The sequence below is a fragment of the Mycobacterium sp. 236(2023) genome, from assembly GCF_029623955.1.
GTDB lineage: Bacteria > Actinomycetota > Actinomycetes > Mycobacteriales > Mycobacteriaceae > Mycobacterium.
Genome location: NZ_JARSBP010000013.1, coordinates 1 through 16,903 on the forward strand (window position 1 = coordinate 1; position 16,903 = coordinate 16,903).

General features: G+C 63.0%; 16 protein-coding genes and 1 pseudogene. 11 read left to right on the top strand and 6 right to left on the bottom strand.

Annotation, left to right across the window (positions count from 1 at the left end; all coding sequences use genetic code 11):
• The 7 genes and pseudogenes from P9A17_RS31260 to P9A17_RS31290 all read left to right on the top strand — a co-directional run.
• A pseudogene (locus P9A17_RS31260) lies at positions 1 to 117 on the top strand (ABC transporter permease); the annotation flags it as partial.
• Positions 118 to 126: 9 nt separating this feature from the next.
• Entirely contained in the window at positions 127 to 1,320 is a 1,194-nt protein-coding gene (locus P9A17_RS31265; protein ID WP_278042690.1) for an MCE family protein, read from the top strand.
• Positions 1,321 to 1,323: 3 nt separating this feature from the next.
• On the top strand, positions 1,324 to 2,343 hold the full coding sequence (locus P9A17_RS31270; protein WP_278042691.1) for an MCE family protein: 1,020 nt from the start codon (positions 1,324 to 1,326) through the stop codon (positions 2,341 to 2,343).
• Positions 2,343 to 3,446, top strand: coding sequence for an MCE family protein (locus P9A17_RS31275; protein ID WP_278042780.1), 1,104 nt, complete (start codon positions 2,343 to 2,345; stop codon positions 3,444 to 3,446). Before P9A17_RS31270 ends, P9A17_RS31275 begins: the two co-directional genes overlap by 1 nt.
• On the top strand, positions 3,430 to 4,830 hold the full coding sequence (locus tag P9A17_RS31280; RefSeq protein ID WP_278042692.1) for an MCE family protein: 1,401 nt from the start codon (positions 3,430 to 3,432) through the stop codon (positions 4,828 to 4,830). The genes P9A17_RS31275 and P9A17_RS31280 overlap by 17 nt, the downstream gene beginning before the upstream one ends.
• Positions 4,827 to 6,104, top strand: coding sequence for an MCE family protein (locus P9A17_RS31285; RefSeq protein ID WP_278042693.1), 1,278 nt, complete (start codon positions 4,827 to 4,829; stop codon positions 6,102 to 6,104). Before P9A17_RS31280 ends, P9A17_RS31285 begins: the two co-directional genes overlap by 4 nt.
• Positions 6,104 to 7,666: an MlaD family protein gene (locus P9A17_RS31290; protein ID WP_278042694.1), complete on the top strand. Its 1,563-nt coding sequence runs from the start codon at positions 6,104 to 6,106 to the stop codon at positions 7,664 to 7,666. Before P9A17_RS31285 ends, P9A17_RS31290 begins: the two co-directional genes overlap by 1 nt.
• Before the next feature lie 8 nt (positions 7,667 to 7,674).
• Here the strand turns inward: P9A17_RS31290 and P9A17_RS31295 are convergent, their stop codons facing one another.
• Positions 7,675 to 8,103: a hypothetical protein gene (locus P9A17_RS31295; protein ID WP_278042695.1), complete on the bottom strand. Its 429-nt coding sequence runs from the start codon at positions 8,101 to 8,103 to the stop codon at positions 7,675 to 7,677.
• Positions 8,104 to 8,300: 197 nt separating this feature from the next.
• Here P9A17_RS31295 and P9A17_RS31300 point away from each other — a divergent pair, with 197 nt between their 5' ends.
• The 4 genes from P9A17_RS31300 to P9A17_RS31315 all read left to right on the top strand — a co-directional run bounded on the left by P9A17_RS31300 (position 8,301) and on the right by P9A17_RS31315 (position 11,947).
• Positions 8,301 to 8,687: a hypothetical protein gene (locus P9A17_RS31300; protein ID WP_278042696.1), complete on the top strand. Its 387-nt coding sequence runs from the start codon at positions 8,301 to 8,303 to the stop codon at positions 8,685 to 8,687.
• A gap of 24 nt (positions 8,688 to 8,711) precedes the next feature.
• On the top strand, positions 8,712 to 9,092 hold the full coding sequence (locus P9A17_RS31305) for an acyl-CoA synthetase (RefSeq protein ID WP_278042697.1): 381 nt from the start codon (positions 8,712 to 8,714) through the stop codon (positions 9,090 to 9,092).
• Between the two features lie 91 nt (positions 9,093 to 9,183).
• Positions 9,184 to 10,380, top strand: coding sequence for an amidohydrolase family protein (locus tag P9A17_RS31310; RefSeq protein WP_278042698.1), 1,197 nt, complete (start codon positions 9,184 to 9,186; stop codon positions 10,378 to 10,380).
• A gap of 73 nt (positions 10,381 to 10,453) precedes the next feature.
• Positions 10,454 to 11,947, top strand: a complete 1,494-nt coding sequence (locus tag P9A17_RS31315) for an aldehyde dehydrogenase family protein (protein ID WP_278042699.1) — start codon at positions 10,454 to 10,456, stop codon at positions 11,945 to 11,947.
• A gap of 7 nt (positions 11,948 to 11,954) precedes the next feature.
• On the opposite strand, the gene P9A17_RS31320 is transcribed toward P9A17_RS31315, so the two are convergent.
• From P9A17_RS31320 to P9A17_RS31340, 5 genes are all read right to left on the bottom strand, one after another.
• The gene (locus tag P9A17_RS31320; protein WP_278042700.1) at positions 11,955 to 13,133 is read right to left on the bottom strand and encodes a thiolase family protein; all 1,179 of its coding nucleotides are present in this window, start codon (positions 13,131 to 13,133) and stop codon (positions 11,955 to 11,957) included.
• On the bottom strand, positions 13,133 to 13,558 hold the full coding sequence (locus tag P9A17_RS31325; RefSeq protein ID WP_278042701.1) for an OB-fold domain-containing protein: 426 nt from the start codon (positions 13,556 to 13,558) through the stop codon (positions 13,133 to 13,135). Before P9A17_RS31325 ends, P9A17_RS31320 begins: the two co-directional genes overlap by 1 nt.
• Positions 13,551 to 14,978 carry an aromatic ring-hydroxylating dioxygenase subunit alpha gene (locus P9A17_RS31330; protein WP_278042702.1) on the bottom strand — a complete coding sequence of 476 codons (1,428 nt, stop codon included), beginning with the start codon at positions 14,976 to 14,978 and terminating at the stop codon, positions 13,551 to 13,553. Before P9A17_RS31330 ends, P9A17_RS31325 begins: the two co-directional genes overlap by 8 nt.
• 20 nt (positions 14,979 to 14,998) lie before the next feature.
• Entirely contained in the window at positions 14,999 to 15,904 is a 906-nt protein-coding gene (locus tag P9A17_RS31335; RefSeq protein WP_278042703.1) for an SDR family NAD(P)-dependent oxidoreductase, read from the bottom strand.
• A 69-nt stretch (positions 15,905 to 15,973) separates the two neighbouring features.
• Positions 15,974 to 16,870 (bottom strand): enoyl-CoA hydratase/isomerase family protein, encoded by an 897-nt coding sequence (locus P9A17_RS31340; RefSeq protein WP_278042704.1) that lies wholly within the window; start codon positions 16,868 to 16,870, stop codon positions 15,974 to 15,976.
• Positions 16,871 to 16,903 lie beyond the last annotated feature (33 nt).

The window sequence follows — 16,903 nt, forward strand, 5'->3', positions numbered from 1 at the left end:
GTCGGCGCCGCGGTGGGCAACGCCGTGCGCACGTCCCTTGTCGTGGTGGTGTCGGTGACGCTGTTGGTGTCACTGTCGATCTACGGTTCCAACGGCAACTTCAACCTGTCGGGCTAGGGAAAAACCTTGAGTAGCAATCACATCCGGGTCCTGGCTGGGATGGCTCTTATCACCGTGGTAGTGCTTGCGGCTGGGCTGGCCGTGACGCTGTTCCGCGGAGACCTCACCAGTACGGCCGCAGTCACCGTCCTTTCCCAGCGTGCTGGTCTCGTGATGAACCCCGACGCCAAGGTCAAAATGCAGGGCATCACCGTCGGAAAGGTCGGGTCCATAGAACTTCTGCCGAACGGACGTTCGGCGCTGCATCTCGAGTTGAACCCGGACCAGATGGCAATGATCCCTTCCAACGTCGGAGTCGACATCACCTCGTCGACGGTCTTCGGCGCGAAGTTCGTCGATCTGATTCCACCATCGCAACCGGCGCCGTCGGCGCTCTCTGCCGGTCAGGTGCTCGACGGTGATCGCGTCACCGTCGAGATCAACACTGTTTTCGAACGATTAACTAATCTGCTCGACACGATCGATCCCGTCACGCTCAACGAGACACTCGGTCAATTGTCCCGCGCCTTGGATGGGAGGGGACAAAAGATCAATCAGATGCTTGCTGACCTCGATGCGTTTCTCACGCGCTTCGGGCCCAGCGTGCCCAACCTGCGCCGCGATCTGTCGGCACTGCCGCCCGTGGTATCCGCGTACGCCGACGCCGCACCTGATTTCGTGGAAGTCCTGGAGCGCTCGACCAGGATCAGCGAAACACTCGTCGATCAGCAGACAAATCTCGATGCACTCTTGGTCAGCACCATCGGCTTCGGCGAGGTCGGGAGTGCGGTTCTCGCCGAAAATCGTGGTGCACTTGACAATTTGCTGCACACCCTCGCGCCGACAACAGATCTCCTCTACGAGTACCGCCAGAATGTCGATTGCACGCTGAAGGGCCTGGTTCCGTTCACTCAGGGGATGCCGCTGCCGGAGCCCGGAATCATGGTGTCGATCGGATTCACCTGGGGCATCGAGCGTTATCGCTATCCGGGAGACCTTCCCAAAGTTGCGGCGAGCGGCGGATCCAACTGCGAAAAGGTCGGGATGCCGGTCCTGGAGCCGCAGGAGATCTCCCCGTTCCTGGTCACCGACATCGGCGGCAATCGTTGGGAGTACGGCAACGACGGCATCGTGTTGAACTCAGACGGGCTCAAGCAGTTGCTGTTCGGCCCTATCGACGGGCCCCCGCGCAACTCTTCCCAAATCGGAATGCCGGGGTAGGGCATGCGTCGACCTGGTGTCAAGTTCATGGCGTTCGCTTCTGTGATGGGCCTGCTCACCGCGTTTTTGGTGTTGATGTTCGCCGATTACCGCGGCGGCGACACCAACGACTACTCAGCCGTGTTCCACGACGTCGCGCGTCTCAGTCCAGGCGACTCGGTCCGCGTCGCCGGGGTCCGCGTCGGCACCGTCGCAGACGTCCGGCTACGCCAGGACAAGTCGGTCCTGGTGTCCTTCGACGCGGATCGCAAGGTCGTGTTGACGGATGGCACACGGGCCGAGGTCCGGTACCTGAATCTCGTTGGCGATCGCTACCTCGAATTGGTCGATTCACCGGGCTCGACGCAGCGCCTGCCGGTCGGTACCCAGATACCCGCCGAGCGCACGGCGCCCGCCCTCGACCTCGACCTGCTCCTGGGGGGGCTGCGACCACTCACCCAGGGACTCGATGCCGAAGACATCAACGTACTCACTTCTTCTCTACTGCAGGCACTTCAAGGACAGGGCGGCGTGATGGAATCGCTGCTGTCCAGAACTTCCACGTTCACCTCGACGCTCGCCGATCACAGCAACGTGATTCAACAGGTCATCGACAACCTGCGCGCCCTCACGGCTGTCCTTGCCAAAGACGGTCGCCAATTCTCAGAAACGATCGAACGTCTCGACTCTCTCGTCGCCGGCCTTGCCGCCGACCGCGATCCGATCGGGGCGTCGATTGAATCGCTGGAGAAAGGCACGGCGTCGCTGACCGATCTGCTCACCCATGGACGGCCGCCATTGGCCGCTACAGTCGACCAACTGAGTCGCCTCTCGGTACCTCTCGACGCTGACAAAGACAAGATCGACATCGCACTGCAAAAGGCGCCGGGCAACTTCAAGAAGCTGGTCAGACTCGGCGCGTACGGCAGTTGGATCAATTACTACCTGTGTGGCATCACCCTGCGCGTAAGCGATCTGCAGGGACAAACCGCAGTATTCCCGTGGGTCAAGAACCAGGGTGCAGGAAGGTGTGCAGATTCCTGATGCTCAAATACAAAGGTAGGCAACTGATCCGAGCCGGTATCATCGGCATCGTCGTCGTCGTTCTCGTCATTGTGGTCGGCCTGCAGCCGGAACGGTTGGTGTCCCTGGCCACCGATGTCCGCTATCAGGCGCTCTTTGCCGAAGCTGGCGGTTTACAGACCGGGAACGACGTCGTCGTCTCCGGTATCAAAGTCGGTCACGTCACGAGCGTCGCCCTCGACAGGGATCGGGTCAGAGTGGGCTTCACCGCCGATGCCCGGGTGACCTTCGGCCGCGACTCCACCGCTCACATCCGCACGGGGTCGTTGCTCGGTGAGCGGACACTGACAGTGGAATCGGTCGGACCGGGTGTGTTGGACCCATCGACAGAGATTCCCCTGACACGCACCTCATCGCCCTACTCCCTCAATGACGCAGTCGGTGACCTGTCGACACAGATCGCCGGAACTGACACCACCGGCGTCAACCAGTCCCTCGACGTACTAGCCCAAACGCTCGATCAGATCGCCCCGCAGCTGGGACCCACATTCGAGGGTCTGACGCGGGTGTCGCGAATGCTCAACGAGCGAAACGATGACATCGGCCAGCTGCTGGCGAATTCGGCCGAGGTCACACAGGTGCTTTCGGACCGTAGCGCGCAGGTGAACTCCTTGATCCTCAATGCCAACGACCTCATGGCGGTGCTCGTGGATCGACGGGTTGCTATTGCCAACCTTCTGGCGAATACATCGGCAGTGTCGCAACAAATTTCGGGATTGGTTGACGACAACGAAGCTGAGCTGGCGCCGATGCTTGCCAAGCTGAACTCAGTCAACGCCATGCTGCAGAAGAATCGCGACAACATAGCGGCAGCGCTCCCCGGACTCGAGAAGTTTCAGCGTACGCAGGGCGAAACGATCGCCTCCGGCGCGTATTACAACGCATTCGTCGCCAACCTGATCCCCTCGCAGTTCCTCCAACCTTTCCTCGACTACGCCTTCGGGTTCCGAAGGGGAGTCAACGCCGGCCAGCCACCGGACAACGCCGGTCCCCGAGCGGAGCTTCCCTTCCCAGTCAACGGCATTCCACAACCAGGAGATCTCCCCGATGACGGCAACCCGTAGACGCTTGATGGCCGGTGTTGCAGCCATCTTCGTCGTGCTGATGGTTGCGTCCTCAGCCTTTCTGGTGCGACAAACGTTCTTCGCACCATCAACGATCTATGCATACTTCTCCTCCACCACAGCCATCTATCCCGGCGATCAAGTTCGCGTCCTAGGCGTCGAGGTGGGGACGATCTCCTCGATTGAGTCAGAGGGAACGCAATCCAAAATTGCCATGCGCGTCGACCGCGGCGTGCCGATACCTGCCGATGCCCGGGCTATCATCGTTGCCCCCAATCTCGTTGCGGCTCGCTACATTCAGCTAGCACCGGCCTACGACTCCGACGGGCCGACGATGCCCGACGGTGGTGTCATTCCCCTGGACCGCACGGCGATCCCGGTGGAGTGGGATGAGGTCAAAGAACAGTTGGCAAGGATCGCTGAAGACCTAGGCCCGACGTCGCCCGACGAGCAGACCTCGGTGGCGCGCTTCATCGACAGCGCCGCAAATGCCCTGGACGGCAACGGTGCCAAACTTCGCGAGACACTCGCTCAGCTATCCGCGGCGGGTCGAATCTTCGCCGAGGGAAGCGGTGATCTGGTCGATGTGGTGACCAATCTGCAGCGCTTCGTTTCGGCGTTGCGCGACAGCAATGTTCAGATCGTTCAGTTCCAAGACCGGTTCGCGGCGCTTTCGGATGTGGTCAACGACAGCAGAAGCGACCTCGATTCCGCTTTGACCACGCTCTCCAGTGCCATCGATGACGCGAGAAGGTTCATTGAAGGTAGCCGAGCTCAGACGAGCGAACAGGTCGAGCGCCTCGCCGACCTCACCAAGGTTCTAGTCGAGCAACGGAAATCAGTCGAGAACATCCTGCACGCCGCGCCGACGGCGCTGGCCAACACCTACAATATGTACAACCCCGACAGCGGAACCTTCGTCGGCTCCTTTGTCTTCCAGAACTTCTCGAATCCTGTCCAGTTCCTCTGCTCTGGAATCGGTGCCGTGGAGAATGCTACGGCGCCTGAGACCGCACGCTTGTGTGCCGAGTACCTCGGCCCGGCGTTGCGCCTGGCGAACTTCAACTATCTGCCAATACCCTTCAATCCCCTACTCAGCGCCGTCGCCCAACCACAGAACCTGGTGTACTCGGATCCCCGCTTGGCGCCTGGAGGTCTAGGCACCCCACCAGGGCCTGCCGAGGTTCCCCCCGCCGTGTCGGCGTACACCGGCAGCGACGGGGACGTGCCACCTCCTCCTGGCTATGGTCCACCGCCCGGTCCTCCCCCTGCCGCGCCTGCTACAGTCGACACCCTCATATTGCCGCATTCTGAACCACAGGGCGCCGCCGAAGCCGTACTCCCTCCGTCCCCGTCGACAACGCCGGGGGTACCGTCCCCATGAGTTCTCTGCTCCTTCGTCGGACCGTGCTCTGCGCCATCGTCGTCAGCATCTCCGGCGGCTGCGGTTTCCAGGGACTCAACTCCCTGCCTCTTCCCGGCACGGTAGGTCGCGACGCCGGTGCCGTGACCTATGTCGTAGAGATCGCCAATGTCGGTACACTGGAACCCAATTCACCCGTACTCATCTCCGATGTGACTGTCGGCAGTGTCGACAAACTCGACGTCGACAACTGGCACGCCACAGTGGAAGTGTCGGTCCAGCCCGACGTCGTAGTGCCCGAGAACGCGGTGGCCACCATCGGTCAGACCAGCCTGCTGGGATCGATGCATCTGGCGCTGAATCCGCCGCCGGGCGAACAGCCCCGCGGCCGCCTAGCCCCAAACGCGACCCTACCGCTGAACAAGTCGTCGACCTTTCCGTCGACTGAGCGCACCCTGTCCTCGCTGTCCACCATTGTCAACGGTGGCGGCCTCGGCCAGATCAGCGACATCATCCATGAATCGAGTACTGCCCTTTCCGGGCGTGAGGAGCAGGTCCGCAACCTGCTCACCCGCCTGGACGAGGTCGCCGGGGTGCTGGCAGACCAGCGTGGGGACGTGATTGTCACCCTGGAAGAACTCAACGATCTCAGCAGCACTCTGGCCCAGAGTTCGGACGTCATCGACGCGGCGATTCGAAAGATCCCCGCTGCCCTCGATGTCCTGGTGCGCGAAAGGCCGCGTATCACTGCAGCTTTGGACCGGCTTCGAACCTTCAGTGACACCGCCACCGGAGTGATCAACGACACGCAGGATGACCTCATCCGGAATCTGCAGAATCTGGAACCAGTCCTGCGTTCAGTGGCCGATCTTGGGCCGGACCTCGACACGGTGCTCGCCTACCTGACGACGTTCCCTTTCACCCAGAACGTCATCGACCGTGGAATGAAGGGCGACTTCATGAATTTGTTTGTGACGTTGGATCTGACGTATCCCCGTATCAAACGTACGTTGGCACTCGGTACCAGATTCGCTGAACCGCATGCGCCGCTGGTGCCCGCACCGGGCGACCCGTGGTTCGCAAATTACACATACGATCCACTCGGCAGCACTGTGAACCCGCCGGCCCCGGCGACCTCGCCAGCGCCCTCCGCGCAACCCAATCCAGGTACGGAAACTCCGCCGGCGTTATCCGGCCCGGTACTCCCGATCGCGCCACCGGCTCAATGGCATTCGGGCAACGATGCACCGCCGCAGGATCAGATCTTTGCGGGTCCCTACCCGGGCGCCCACTGATGCTCAGCCGTCTGGTCCGAGTCCAGCTGATCCTGTTCTCCATCGCATCGGTTCTGGGCATCACCGCAATGGTGGTCGGCTACATTCAGGCACCCACGCTTTTGGGTATCGGCCGGTACACGGTGACGATGGAACTTCCCGAGGGTGGGGGGCTCTACCGCTTCAGCAATGTGACGGTGCGTGGCGTGCAGGTCGGCAAGGTCACCGAACTGGAGCTGACCCCGCGGGGCCCGCGAGCGACGCTCAGTCTGCAGACCTCCCCCAGGGTCCCCGCCGACCTCACCGCCGAGATACGCAGTGTGTCGGCGGTGGGAGAGCAATACGTCGACCTTCGTCCGCATACCGCCACGGGGCCGTATCTCGGCGAGGGATCGGTCATACGAGCCGTTGACGTCACAGTTCCGCAGAAGGTGGGGCCGATGCTCGACCAGATGAGTGCGCTGCTGAGCAGCATTCCCAAGGACCGGATTGCCGATCTGCTCGACGAGACCTCCCAGGCTCTCGACGGAGCCGATTTCGACCTCGGATCACTCGTCGATTCGTCCTCTACGCTCAGCGAGGCACTGAGGGCCAACGGCGAGGCGGCGAGCGCGCTCACCGACGACAGCGTCCCGCTTCTCGATGCCCAACAGCAGACAACGGATTCCCTGCGTCAGTGGGCAAGCAATCTCGCCGGGATCACCCGCCAGATCGATGAGAACGACGCCGCCGTACGGAACATCTTGGAAGTCGGCCCCGGAGCCGCTGACGAGGCGGCGCGTTTGCTCAGCGATGTCCGACCCACACTCCCGCTACTCCTGGCCAATTTGACCACCGTCGGTCAAATTGCCGTGACCTACCGGCCGGGCGTCGAGCAACTGCTGGTCCTTTTCCCTCCGTATATCGCTGCGCTGCAGGGCTTTGCGATTCCATGGAACAATCCCACCGGATGGCCGCTCGGCGACTTCACCGCAACCAGCGGCGATCCGCCCGCCTGCACCGTCGGCTTTCTGCCGACGTCGCAGTGGCGTTCCCCGGCGGACCTCACCGACATCGACACACCCGACGATCTGTTCTGCAAGCTTCCGCAGGACTCACCGATCGCCGTGCGCGGTGCCCGCAACACCCCCTGTGTCGAAAACCCGGGAAAGCGGGCGCCGACGGTCGAAATTTGCCGAAGTGACCAGTCTTATCACCCGTTGGCCCTGCGGCAGCATGCCCTGGGGCCCAATCCGATCGACCCCAACACCATTGCGCAGGGTATCCCGCCGGACGATCGCATCTTGCCGGGTCAGGGCCTCTACGGACCGGTCGAGGGCACCCCCCTGCCGCCTGGGACAGGGACCTCCCCGCCTGGTCAGGTGGCGGCTCCTCCCCCACCGGGGCCGCCGATGCCGTCGGCGCAGCCCGCACCTCCAGCGACGAACGCGATACCGCAATCTGCAGCGTCAGGCCCGGTGGCCTTTGCGCAATACGATCCGGCATCCGGTCGTTACGTCACGCCCGATGGCCAAACTCACGTGCAATCCGACTTGGTGACTGTCGGGACTCCGAAAACGTGGCGAGATCTGATGCCGAACTAGCTTGACTGTCAGCTGATCTTGTCCAGCCTGAACGGCATTCGGATGACGAGCGGTTGACCGACTCCGCACGCACCCGCGGGTCCAGCCGTCACGTCTTCCCCGGCGAGGACGGACGAACCGACCACTCGACGCCCGCCTGGGCCGGCCGGTGCGAAGCGAAATAGTTGTCGACCCGGATATGCAGTGCCGTCTGGGCATGGAATCCAGTTGGGGACGTCGCGGCGCACACTCCACATGTTCGCCTGCATACCGATTTCGGCGTCCCAGCCTTGATCGCTGTGCACGTGGCCGACGCAATTGTCAGGGTCAGAGCAGGACGACACGATGGTCCAAATGCTGCGGACGACCTGCTCGTCGATGTAGACCTCATTGGTCTTAGCCCAATTACCAATGGACACAGCGGCATAAGTACCGTTCAGCGCCAACTCGGGGTTCACGCCGTGAGCGAGCGGGACATTCCACTGTGCCAGCAGGCACACGCTGATTGTCGTCAATGTCCGGAAGCCCCTGCTTGCGGAGATAGGTCGGAGACGAACATGGAGCCCTCGAGCAGGCCCTATAGCCATGGCTGTAACGGTAGAACAGAAAGTGCATATTTGTCACGCCGATGCGCGCATCCGATAGAGTGGTATGCATGCAGCGGCCGGCCACGAGAGTTTCGGTCGTCGTCACGATGATCAGCGCAGCCATAGTGGTCGGACCCGCGGGAGAGGCGCAAGCGCAGGACTGCAACGACGCATTCTGCACCCCGGGGATCAAGGGGGGCGTCACCCTGGGTGCGTCGTGCAACGACACCCAGTACTACGTCTTCGGCACAACCTCTTGGGGCCGATTGGTGTTCTGCGGCTCCCCGCGGCGCTACGAACCGCGATACTTCCGGTCCCTGCCCATGAAGGGCGTCAAAGCGGAGAACTCTCTGTGTCAGGGGCTGGAGAACACTGTCGCTCAGGGCCTCGACGGCCGCTACCTGTTCTGTCAGGCACTTGACGGTCAGCCGCTGTGGCGCGCCAAGTCCGACTGAGCGAGCCACTTTTGGTGAAATTGCATGACACTGGACTTCCAGCTGTTCGCGGACGGGGTGTGCGAAGCGATGACAGGAGAGCCAATGTCTGGAACCGAACCGCCGTACAGTCGGACGACAGCCAATCGGGAAAGGCTGGACCAAGACGATCATGATCTTCTCACCTTTCGCGAGGTCGGTGAACGCCTACGCCTGGAAATCGCCGCCGCAGCGCTTAAGGTTGCCCAACTGGCCAATACAGGCTCGCCGAAAGAGCTCGTGCGCGCAGAGGTTCGCCTTCGCGATTTACGTGCCGCGGCTCGGCGCAACGCGGCACAGCCCATCAACGACGCGAACTTTCAGGATTTCTTCGGCCATCCCGGCGAGGCCCATCGAAACCTACCCAGCCCGGACTCGACAGAATAAACACATAGTCATCATGTGTTTTTCTGTCTTCTTCTTGCTAGGCTGATTTTCGTCTGCGGCTCACGGACGATTCCAGAGGCGAGGAACCGACATGCCACTGCAGGACGAGCACCAGATCGTCTCGGTCGACGATCACCTTGTAGAGCACCCCAGAGTCTGGCAGGACAGGCTTCCCGCCAAGTACCGCGAGTCCGGCCCGCGCATCATCGAGCGCGATGGCAACCACCTCTGGTCCTACGAGGACGTCGTCTACCCGACCATCGGATTGAATGCCGTCGCGGGTAAACCGATGCAAGACTGGGGGATGGATCCGGTTCGGTACGAGGACATGATCCCCGGCTGTTATGACCCTGCCGCCCGAATCGCCGATATGGACCTCGACGGCACCCAGGCAGCACTGTGCTTCCCCTCTTTTCCCGGCTTCGCAGGGGGAACCTTCCAACGCGCCCACGACAAGGAACTCGCCTTGCTGTGCGTGCAGGCGTGGAACGATTTCTACATCGACGAATGGTGCGCAACTGCCCCCGATCGCTATATTCCGTTGGCACTACTACCCGTCTGGGACATCGACGCGTGTGTCGCCGAGGTCGAACGGACGGCCGCAATGGGTGCTCGGACGGTGTCGTTCCCCGATAGCCCAGTGCCCCTAGGCCTCCCGTCGTTTCACTCCGATCACTGGGATCACCTATGGAAGGTGTGCTCGGAGAGCAGGATCCCGGTCTCGATGCACTTCGGATCCGGGGGATACGTCCCCGGCTTCTCTTTCTCGCCAATGGCAAAGTACTCGACGCTTGAGGCGGTCAACGGCGAGCGGCCGATGCCCGACTCGCCATTCGCCGTGGCGATCACACTCTTCGCGACCAACCTGATGTGGTCCACCGTCGATCTACTGTTCTCGGGCAAGTTGCAGAAGTTCCCCGATCTGCAATTCTCACTCGCTGAGGGCGGAATCGGCTGGGTGCCCTACATCCTCGAGCGCGCGGACTACGTCTGGGAGCGCCACCGCTACTACCAGCCGATCGATTTCGACGCTCGGCCGTCGGAACTGTTTCGCAGGCACTTCTACGGCTGCTTCATCGACGACGAACACGGATTGGCGAATCGACACACGATCGGGGTAGACCGCATCATGATCGAGACCGACTTCCCGCACTCCGATTCGACGTGGCCTAATTCGCGGAAGCGCGCCGCCGATGTCCTCGCCGATGTGCCCGACCACGAATGCTCGATGATCGTGGAGACGAACGCGCGACGATTGCTCAACTTTCCTCGAACGGTGCCTGATTAGCGCGACGTCAAGGTGAGTCGGAGCGTTCGAAGCTGCACTGTATGACTGAACAGTAAGTGTCATACTGTCTACAATGACCGCCATCTCTATCTCCGACCGCCTCAACGCCGCGATGCTGCCGCCCCCGAAGATGTTGATCAACAACAATTGGGTCGACGGCACAGCCACTCCGATACGCCACCGTCATCCCACGACCGGCGAGGTGGTGTTCGAGGTCCCGGACGGGGGTATCGGCGCGGTGGACTCTGCCGTCCGCGCCGCCAGGGCCGCATTCGATGACGGACCGTGGGTTCGCATGCCGGGCCGCGAACGCGCCCGTTACCTACATCGCATCGCGGACGCCGTTCGCGCCGACGCCGACAACCTGGCGACGCTGCTGTCGTTGGACAACGCGACTCCGGTGTCGTTCGCCGGCTTCTACCAGATGGGCGCTCAATACCCGGCCGACCTGTTCGACATCTACGCCGGGTGGATCGACAAGGTGACGGGCGACACTTATCCGCGGTGGGAAGCCGGCCAACCCTTTGCCTTCAGCACGCATGAGCCGGTCGGTGTCGTCGGGCTCATCACCCCTTGGAACGCCCCCCTTGGACTCATGAGTCAAAAGGTGGCACCGGCACTTGCGGCGGGGTGCACCGTGGTGGCCAAGCCATCCGAGATGGCGCCTCTGACCAGCCTCCGACTGGGTGAGTTGATCGCCGAAATCGGTCTGCCACCCGGCGTCTTCAACATGGTGACGGGCGGGGGATCCGAGGTGGGTTCGGCCCTCGTCTCTGATCACCGAGTCGACAAGGTGTCGTTCACCGGCAGCCGTGCGGTCGGTGCGGCAATAGCGTCGTCAATGGGTAGCCGAATCGGCCGCGTATCGCTGGAACTCGGCGGGAAAAGTCCCGCGCTGATCTTTGGCGACGGCGACATCGGACTCGGCGTCGCGATGGCCGCAGGCAACGCGTTCCTCGGAATGTCGGGCCAAGTGTGCGTGTGTCAGTCGCGGATTCTCGTTGAGCGCCCCGTATATGACGACGTCGTCGCTCAGCTGGCAGGGTTCGCCGCAGCAGCGGGTTACGGCGACCCGTTCGATCCCACGGTGAACGCCGCTCCCATGATCAGCGGCGCGCACCGGGATCGGGTGCGGCAGCACATCAGTCGCGCGGTCGCCGACGGCGCGACCATCGCCGCCGGTGGCCTCGAACCCCCTGCCGCAGCGCCGGCCACGGGCAACTTCGTGGCCCCCACCGTCCTCGTCGACGTCGACAATTCGATGCCCGTCGCGCGGGAGGAGATCTTCGGCCCGGTGCTGTGCGTTATCCCCTTCGATTCCGAAGAGGACGCCATCCGCATCGCGAACGACAGCGAGTACGGACTCGGCGCAGCCGTTTACACCAAAGACGTCAGCCGCGCGATGCGCGTCGGCGCGGCACTTCGGGCCGGCAACGTGGGCATCAATACGTGGACACTGCAGCCCCACGCCCCGTTCGGTGGTGTCAAGCAGTCCGGGCTCGGCACCGAGAACGGGCTGGCCGGCATCATGGAGTACCTCGACACGAAGACGACATTCATCGCGTGAGCTGAAATCAGCTGCGGCGCAGCAACATCATTGTCGTACCGCTGTTCGCGCCGCCGACGCCACAAGCCGCGAGCGCGGCATCGGAAACCTGGCGCGCACCTCCGTCACCCCGCACCTGTACACAGGCCTCGTGCAGGTGACCGAAGCCGTGCAGCCTGCCACCTGACAGTTGCCCGCCGCCAGTGTTGATCGGTAGATCACCACCCAGCGAGAATCTCGTGGGGTCAGACACCCACTCCCCCGATTCACCGAACTCGCAGAAGCCGAAGTCTTCGAGGAAGCACAGCACGAAGATGCTGAAACCGTCATACAGGGACGCGTAGTCGACGTCGTCTGCGGTAAAGTCCGTTCGCTCCCAGATCGTCGACCACCGCGAGTTCAACCGCGCGATGTCCTGCCCACCCTCCCAGAGGAACCGGTCGTGGTGTGCGCAGTCGAGCGACTCCACCACGACGCCTGGGTGATCCAGTGAGGCCGCGTGCTCGGCACGTGACACGACGAACGCCGTCGCGCCGTCGCAGGCGATGTCGCAGTCGTACATACACAGCGGATCTGACACCATACGTGCGTTCATGTACTCCGCCAGATCGATCGGATCGGTGTACACCGCCTTCGGATTCAACGCGGCGTGCAAACGCTGCACGATGGCGATCTGACCGAGCTGCTCCCTGGTCAGACCGAACCGGTTCATGCGCGAGCGGATCTGCAGCGCAGCAAGATTCGCCGCCGACGCTCCGTACGGGAGTTGCCAGCCCAGCTGTCCGGTCGCACGCGAACCTGTCGGCACGCCGTAGCCTCGACGCCGGTCGCTGCCCTGCGCGGTGCCTTCCCAGATGCTGCGCCAGCACAGCACATGGTTGGCCATGCCGCCGGCGACGGCGAGCATGGCGTCGACGACCGCACCCAGCTGACCCGGATACTCCACACCCCCAGCCACCCAGTTGGGCCGGATGCCCAGGGCGTCGTGAAGTTCCCGCAATCCGGCACCGGAGAACCCCCTGCCGGCCATGGATGCGCCCGGATAGGTTGTCAGCCCGTCGACGTCAGCGAGCGTGAGACCGGCGTCCTCGACCGCGGCGACACAGGCGTCGACGGTGAGTTGCATCGGGTCGCGGCCAAGCCGCCGTCCGATGTCCGACTGGCCGATACCGCTGATGATCACGTCGTCGGTGAGGCGACCGGCCATCAAATCTCCGCGGTGAAAAGCGGAAGGTACACGTCGTCGTCGATGTCGTCGGAGCCCGGCGCGAATGTGACTCGCACGAACATACCGACGTGGATCCGGTCGGGGTCCACATCAACGATATTCGTGAGCACTCGGACTCGTGGATCCTCGACGGGGTTCACGAAGGCGATGACGTACGGGGTCGGTATGCCGGGATAGAAGGGGTGGTGGTTCACGGTCCACGACTCCACGACTCCACGACCCGACAGCGCCTCCCACTCCGGAACCGCGTGGTCGAATTGGCAACGGAGCGTCGGCGGATGGATGAGACGTCGGCAGTCGGGGCAACGCTGCAACCACCATACGCCGTCGGCCCCCGACGTCCAGTACGGCCGATTGTTTGCGGTCAGCGCCGGCAGCGGGCGGCCGCCCGCTCCATCAGCCATCGCCCTGATTCTCAACGTCGACGCCGAAGATGAATCGATCGGCGATCGCGTGCTCGTTGCGGATCGACATCTCCTGCGCGGTGTTCAACCAGAGACCCTCGAATCCTCGGGAGTGCATTCCGGCGTGAATGGCGTCGATGTTCTTGAGGTCCTGGGTGGGCAATTCGCCCCAACCGTCGTGGTCCTCCCAGCGCTCCACTTCCAGCCAGTTGGTCTGCGGCACTTCGCCTGGCGCAAAGTGCTCCAGCGAGAACATTTCGAACACGCAGCGATTGGGGTCTTCGTCGTCGGGCAGCATGCGGTATCCCAACACACACGACTTTTCCACCAGGATTACGAGGGTCGGGAAGACGTGCCAATCACCGTTACCCGCGAAATACTGCTCCATCGACATTTTCGGGAAGTCGACGCCCTCGGCGAGCGCCAGTTCCTCGCACATCTGGTGGTAGAGGACGAACGGCGGGATGTCACCGGGTTCCAGCGTGGCCAGCTTCTGCGCCGCCCGGTAGTCCCTTTCGGTGACCAGCGAACCGACCTCGAGGTAGTTGTACTGCATCGAGTTCGCGAACACCTCGGGCCGGGCGGCCTGTTCCTTCCTGGCGTTGTCGCGGTCACCGCTGTCCGGCCGGGCGGTGTACACGAAGCGCGAATGGTTGCGGTACGGGATTGTCGGCGTGTATGGCGCGTAGACGAACTCCTGCGGCGGGGCGGGCTCGGCCGATGGCCGCGGACCCTGCGCCGCTCGCAGCGTCTGCGGGTGCGTTCCGGGTGTGTGGTAACCCTCGATGAACGCGTCGATGACTGTCTTGTAGTTGGCGGCCAACCGGGTGCGCTTGCGCCACCGGAACCGCATGTCCTGCAACCGGAACGGCTCCAGCGCCGTAGGCAGGGGATCCAACCACTTCAGCAGCTCCGGCGGATTCTCGGCCATACTGATGAAGACCCAACCGCCCCATGTGCCCACCGCGACCTCGCGCAGCGACCACTGATCCCGCGGACGGTTCAGAAACTCGTCGCGAGACGGGACGAACGACGACCGGCCGTCGAAGGCGAATCGCCATCCGTGGAATTCGCAACGGAGATCACCGTCCACCGCGCAGCCCGCGCCGCGCACCACCTTCATTCCACGGTGGGTGCACGCGTTGTAGAAGGCCTTGATCGTGCCGTCCTTCTGGCGGACCACCATGATGGACTGCCTGCCGATGACGTACTCGTAGTAGCTTCCCGGCTCGGGGACCTCCTCCTCCCGGCAGGCCGGCTGCCACACCTGGGTGAACAGGCGATCGAGTTCGAGCTTCAGGAACTCGGGATCGATGTAGCGACTCTTGGGCACAAAGGTCTCGCCGCACGCGTAGCGGGACGGCACCCTTCCGGTTACCGCCGATTCAATCGGTTCGGCTTTCTCCTCCATGGCGGTCATCGCGCACCCCTTCCGGTGCTTCAGCTGGCGGGTGGCTTGTCGAAGATGTTGGGGTAGAGCACCGCTTCCTTGAACGACGTCTCGATCTCGGTGAAGGCGGTCGGGATGTCCCAGGTTCCCGACGACGCAACGATCTCGCGTTCGACGACGGGGTTGGACATGAGGCTGATTCGTCCGTTGCCCGCGAAGATCACCCGGCGATTGAGCCACTCCGACTGCTCACTGGCCAGGTAAACCACCGGCGGCACGACGTTTTCGGGTGCGAGCCGTTTGTTTTCCGGCGAGTAGTCCATGCTGCCACCGCCTTTGATGCCCTGCGTCATTCGCGTGCCGGCGATGGGGGCGATGGCGTTGGAGCGCACGCCGTAGCCCTTCAGTGCATTGGCACAGGAGAACGTCAACCCGACGATTCCCATCTTGGCGGCCGCGTAGTTGGGCTGACTCGGCGCGCCTTGCAGGCCCGACATCGACGTGAAGTTGATCAGGCGGTACTGACCACCCCGATTCTCGCGCCACCAGGCGGCAGCGTGCCGCGTCAGGTTGAACGTTCCCTTGAGGTGAACGGCCACCACCGAGTCGAAGTCCTGCTCGCTCAACTTGAAAATCATGCCGTCGCGCAGGATGCCCGCGGCGTTCACCATGATGTCGAAGCCGCCCAGAGTCGCGGCCGTGCGGGTGATCAGGTCCTCGCACGCGGTGAAGTCGGTGATGTCGGTCGCATCGGAGAACGCCTTGCCGCCGCGCTCGTTGATGGCGGCGGCGACCGTCTCGGCGGGGCCTGCGTCGCGCCCGCTGCCGTCGACGGCGACGCCGGCGTCGGACACCATGACCGCCGCACCCTCTGCCGCGAGACCCTCGGCGACCGCAGCACCGATACCCCGACCCGCACCCGTAACAAGGGCCTTTCGCCCGTCGAGTACACCCATCATCACTCCTCTACCGGTGGCTTCGCCTCAGCATACAGAACACCTGGACATATTTTGTATACCTGACTACTACTCGAAACCCCATTCGGCGTAGCGCCGCTCGAGCTCGGCCATCGCCTCGCGACCCCCGCGCGATGTCCGCTCCTTCATGAAGTTGAACTCATCCTCTCGCCAGGACAGGTTGCTGAACACGCTGTGCCCCATCGGGACCCAATCCGCGAACTGCGCCATCCCCACCGCGTTCCAGAACGTGATCAGTGCGTGCTTACCAACCATCAGACCGTCGGCCGAGTGGTGCGCGATCGCGCGCGCGTACCGAAGCGCTTCGTCACGCAGCCCGTCAGCGGGCACGATCGACGCGGCGACACCCCACTCCTTGAGTTCAGCTGCGCGTACCTTCCGGCCGGTGATCATGGCCTCGTAACCTCGATTGGGACCCAGCTTGAGCAAGGCCAGCGGCATCGCCGTGGAGAAACCGGCGAACCCGATCCGCGCCTGCGGCCGAGCCAGGTACATATCCTCCGACACGACGAGGATGTCGGCCGCCAGGGCCAGATTCATCCCCGCTCCGAGGGTGGCACCCTGACAGGCCGCAATGACCGTCTTGGGGAATTCCAGCCAGTTCGTCAGATGCCGGTGGAGACGCCGCGCATTGCCCAGCCGCGCGGTTTGCGGGAGTTTCTTACCCTTGGTCAACCCTGCCTGTTCGACGGGCAGCCTGCGCACGTCGTCGCCGCTGGAGAAGTTTTCGCCCTCGGCGGCAAGGATCACGACCTTCACGTCGTCATCGACTTCGGCACGATCCAGTCGCTCCTTGAACAGGTCGTGCATATCCGGGGAGAGGATCGCGTTCCGGCGATCGGGCCGGTTGATCGTGATCACCGCGATGTGCGGCTCCACGACCGCGTAACGCACCCAGTCATCGTCGACCTCGAAGTCGTCGCCTTCCTGCGGCGTTCCATCCATGATGCTCGCCCTCCGTCATACGTGCGGCGCTGT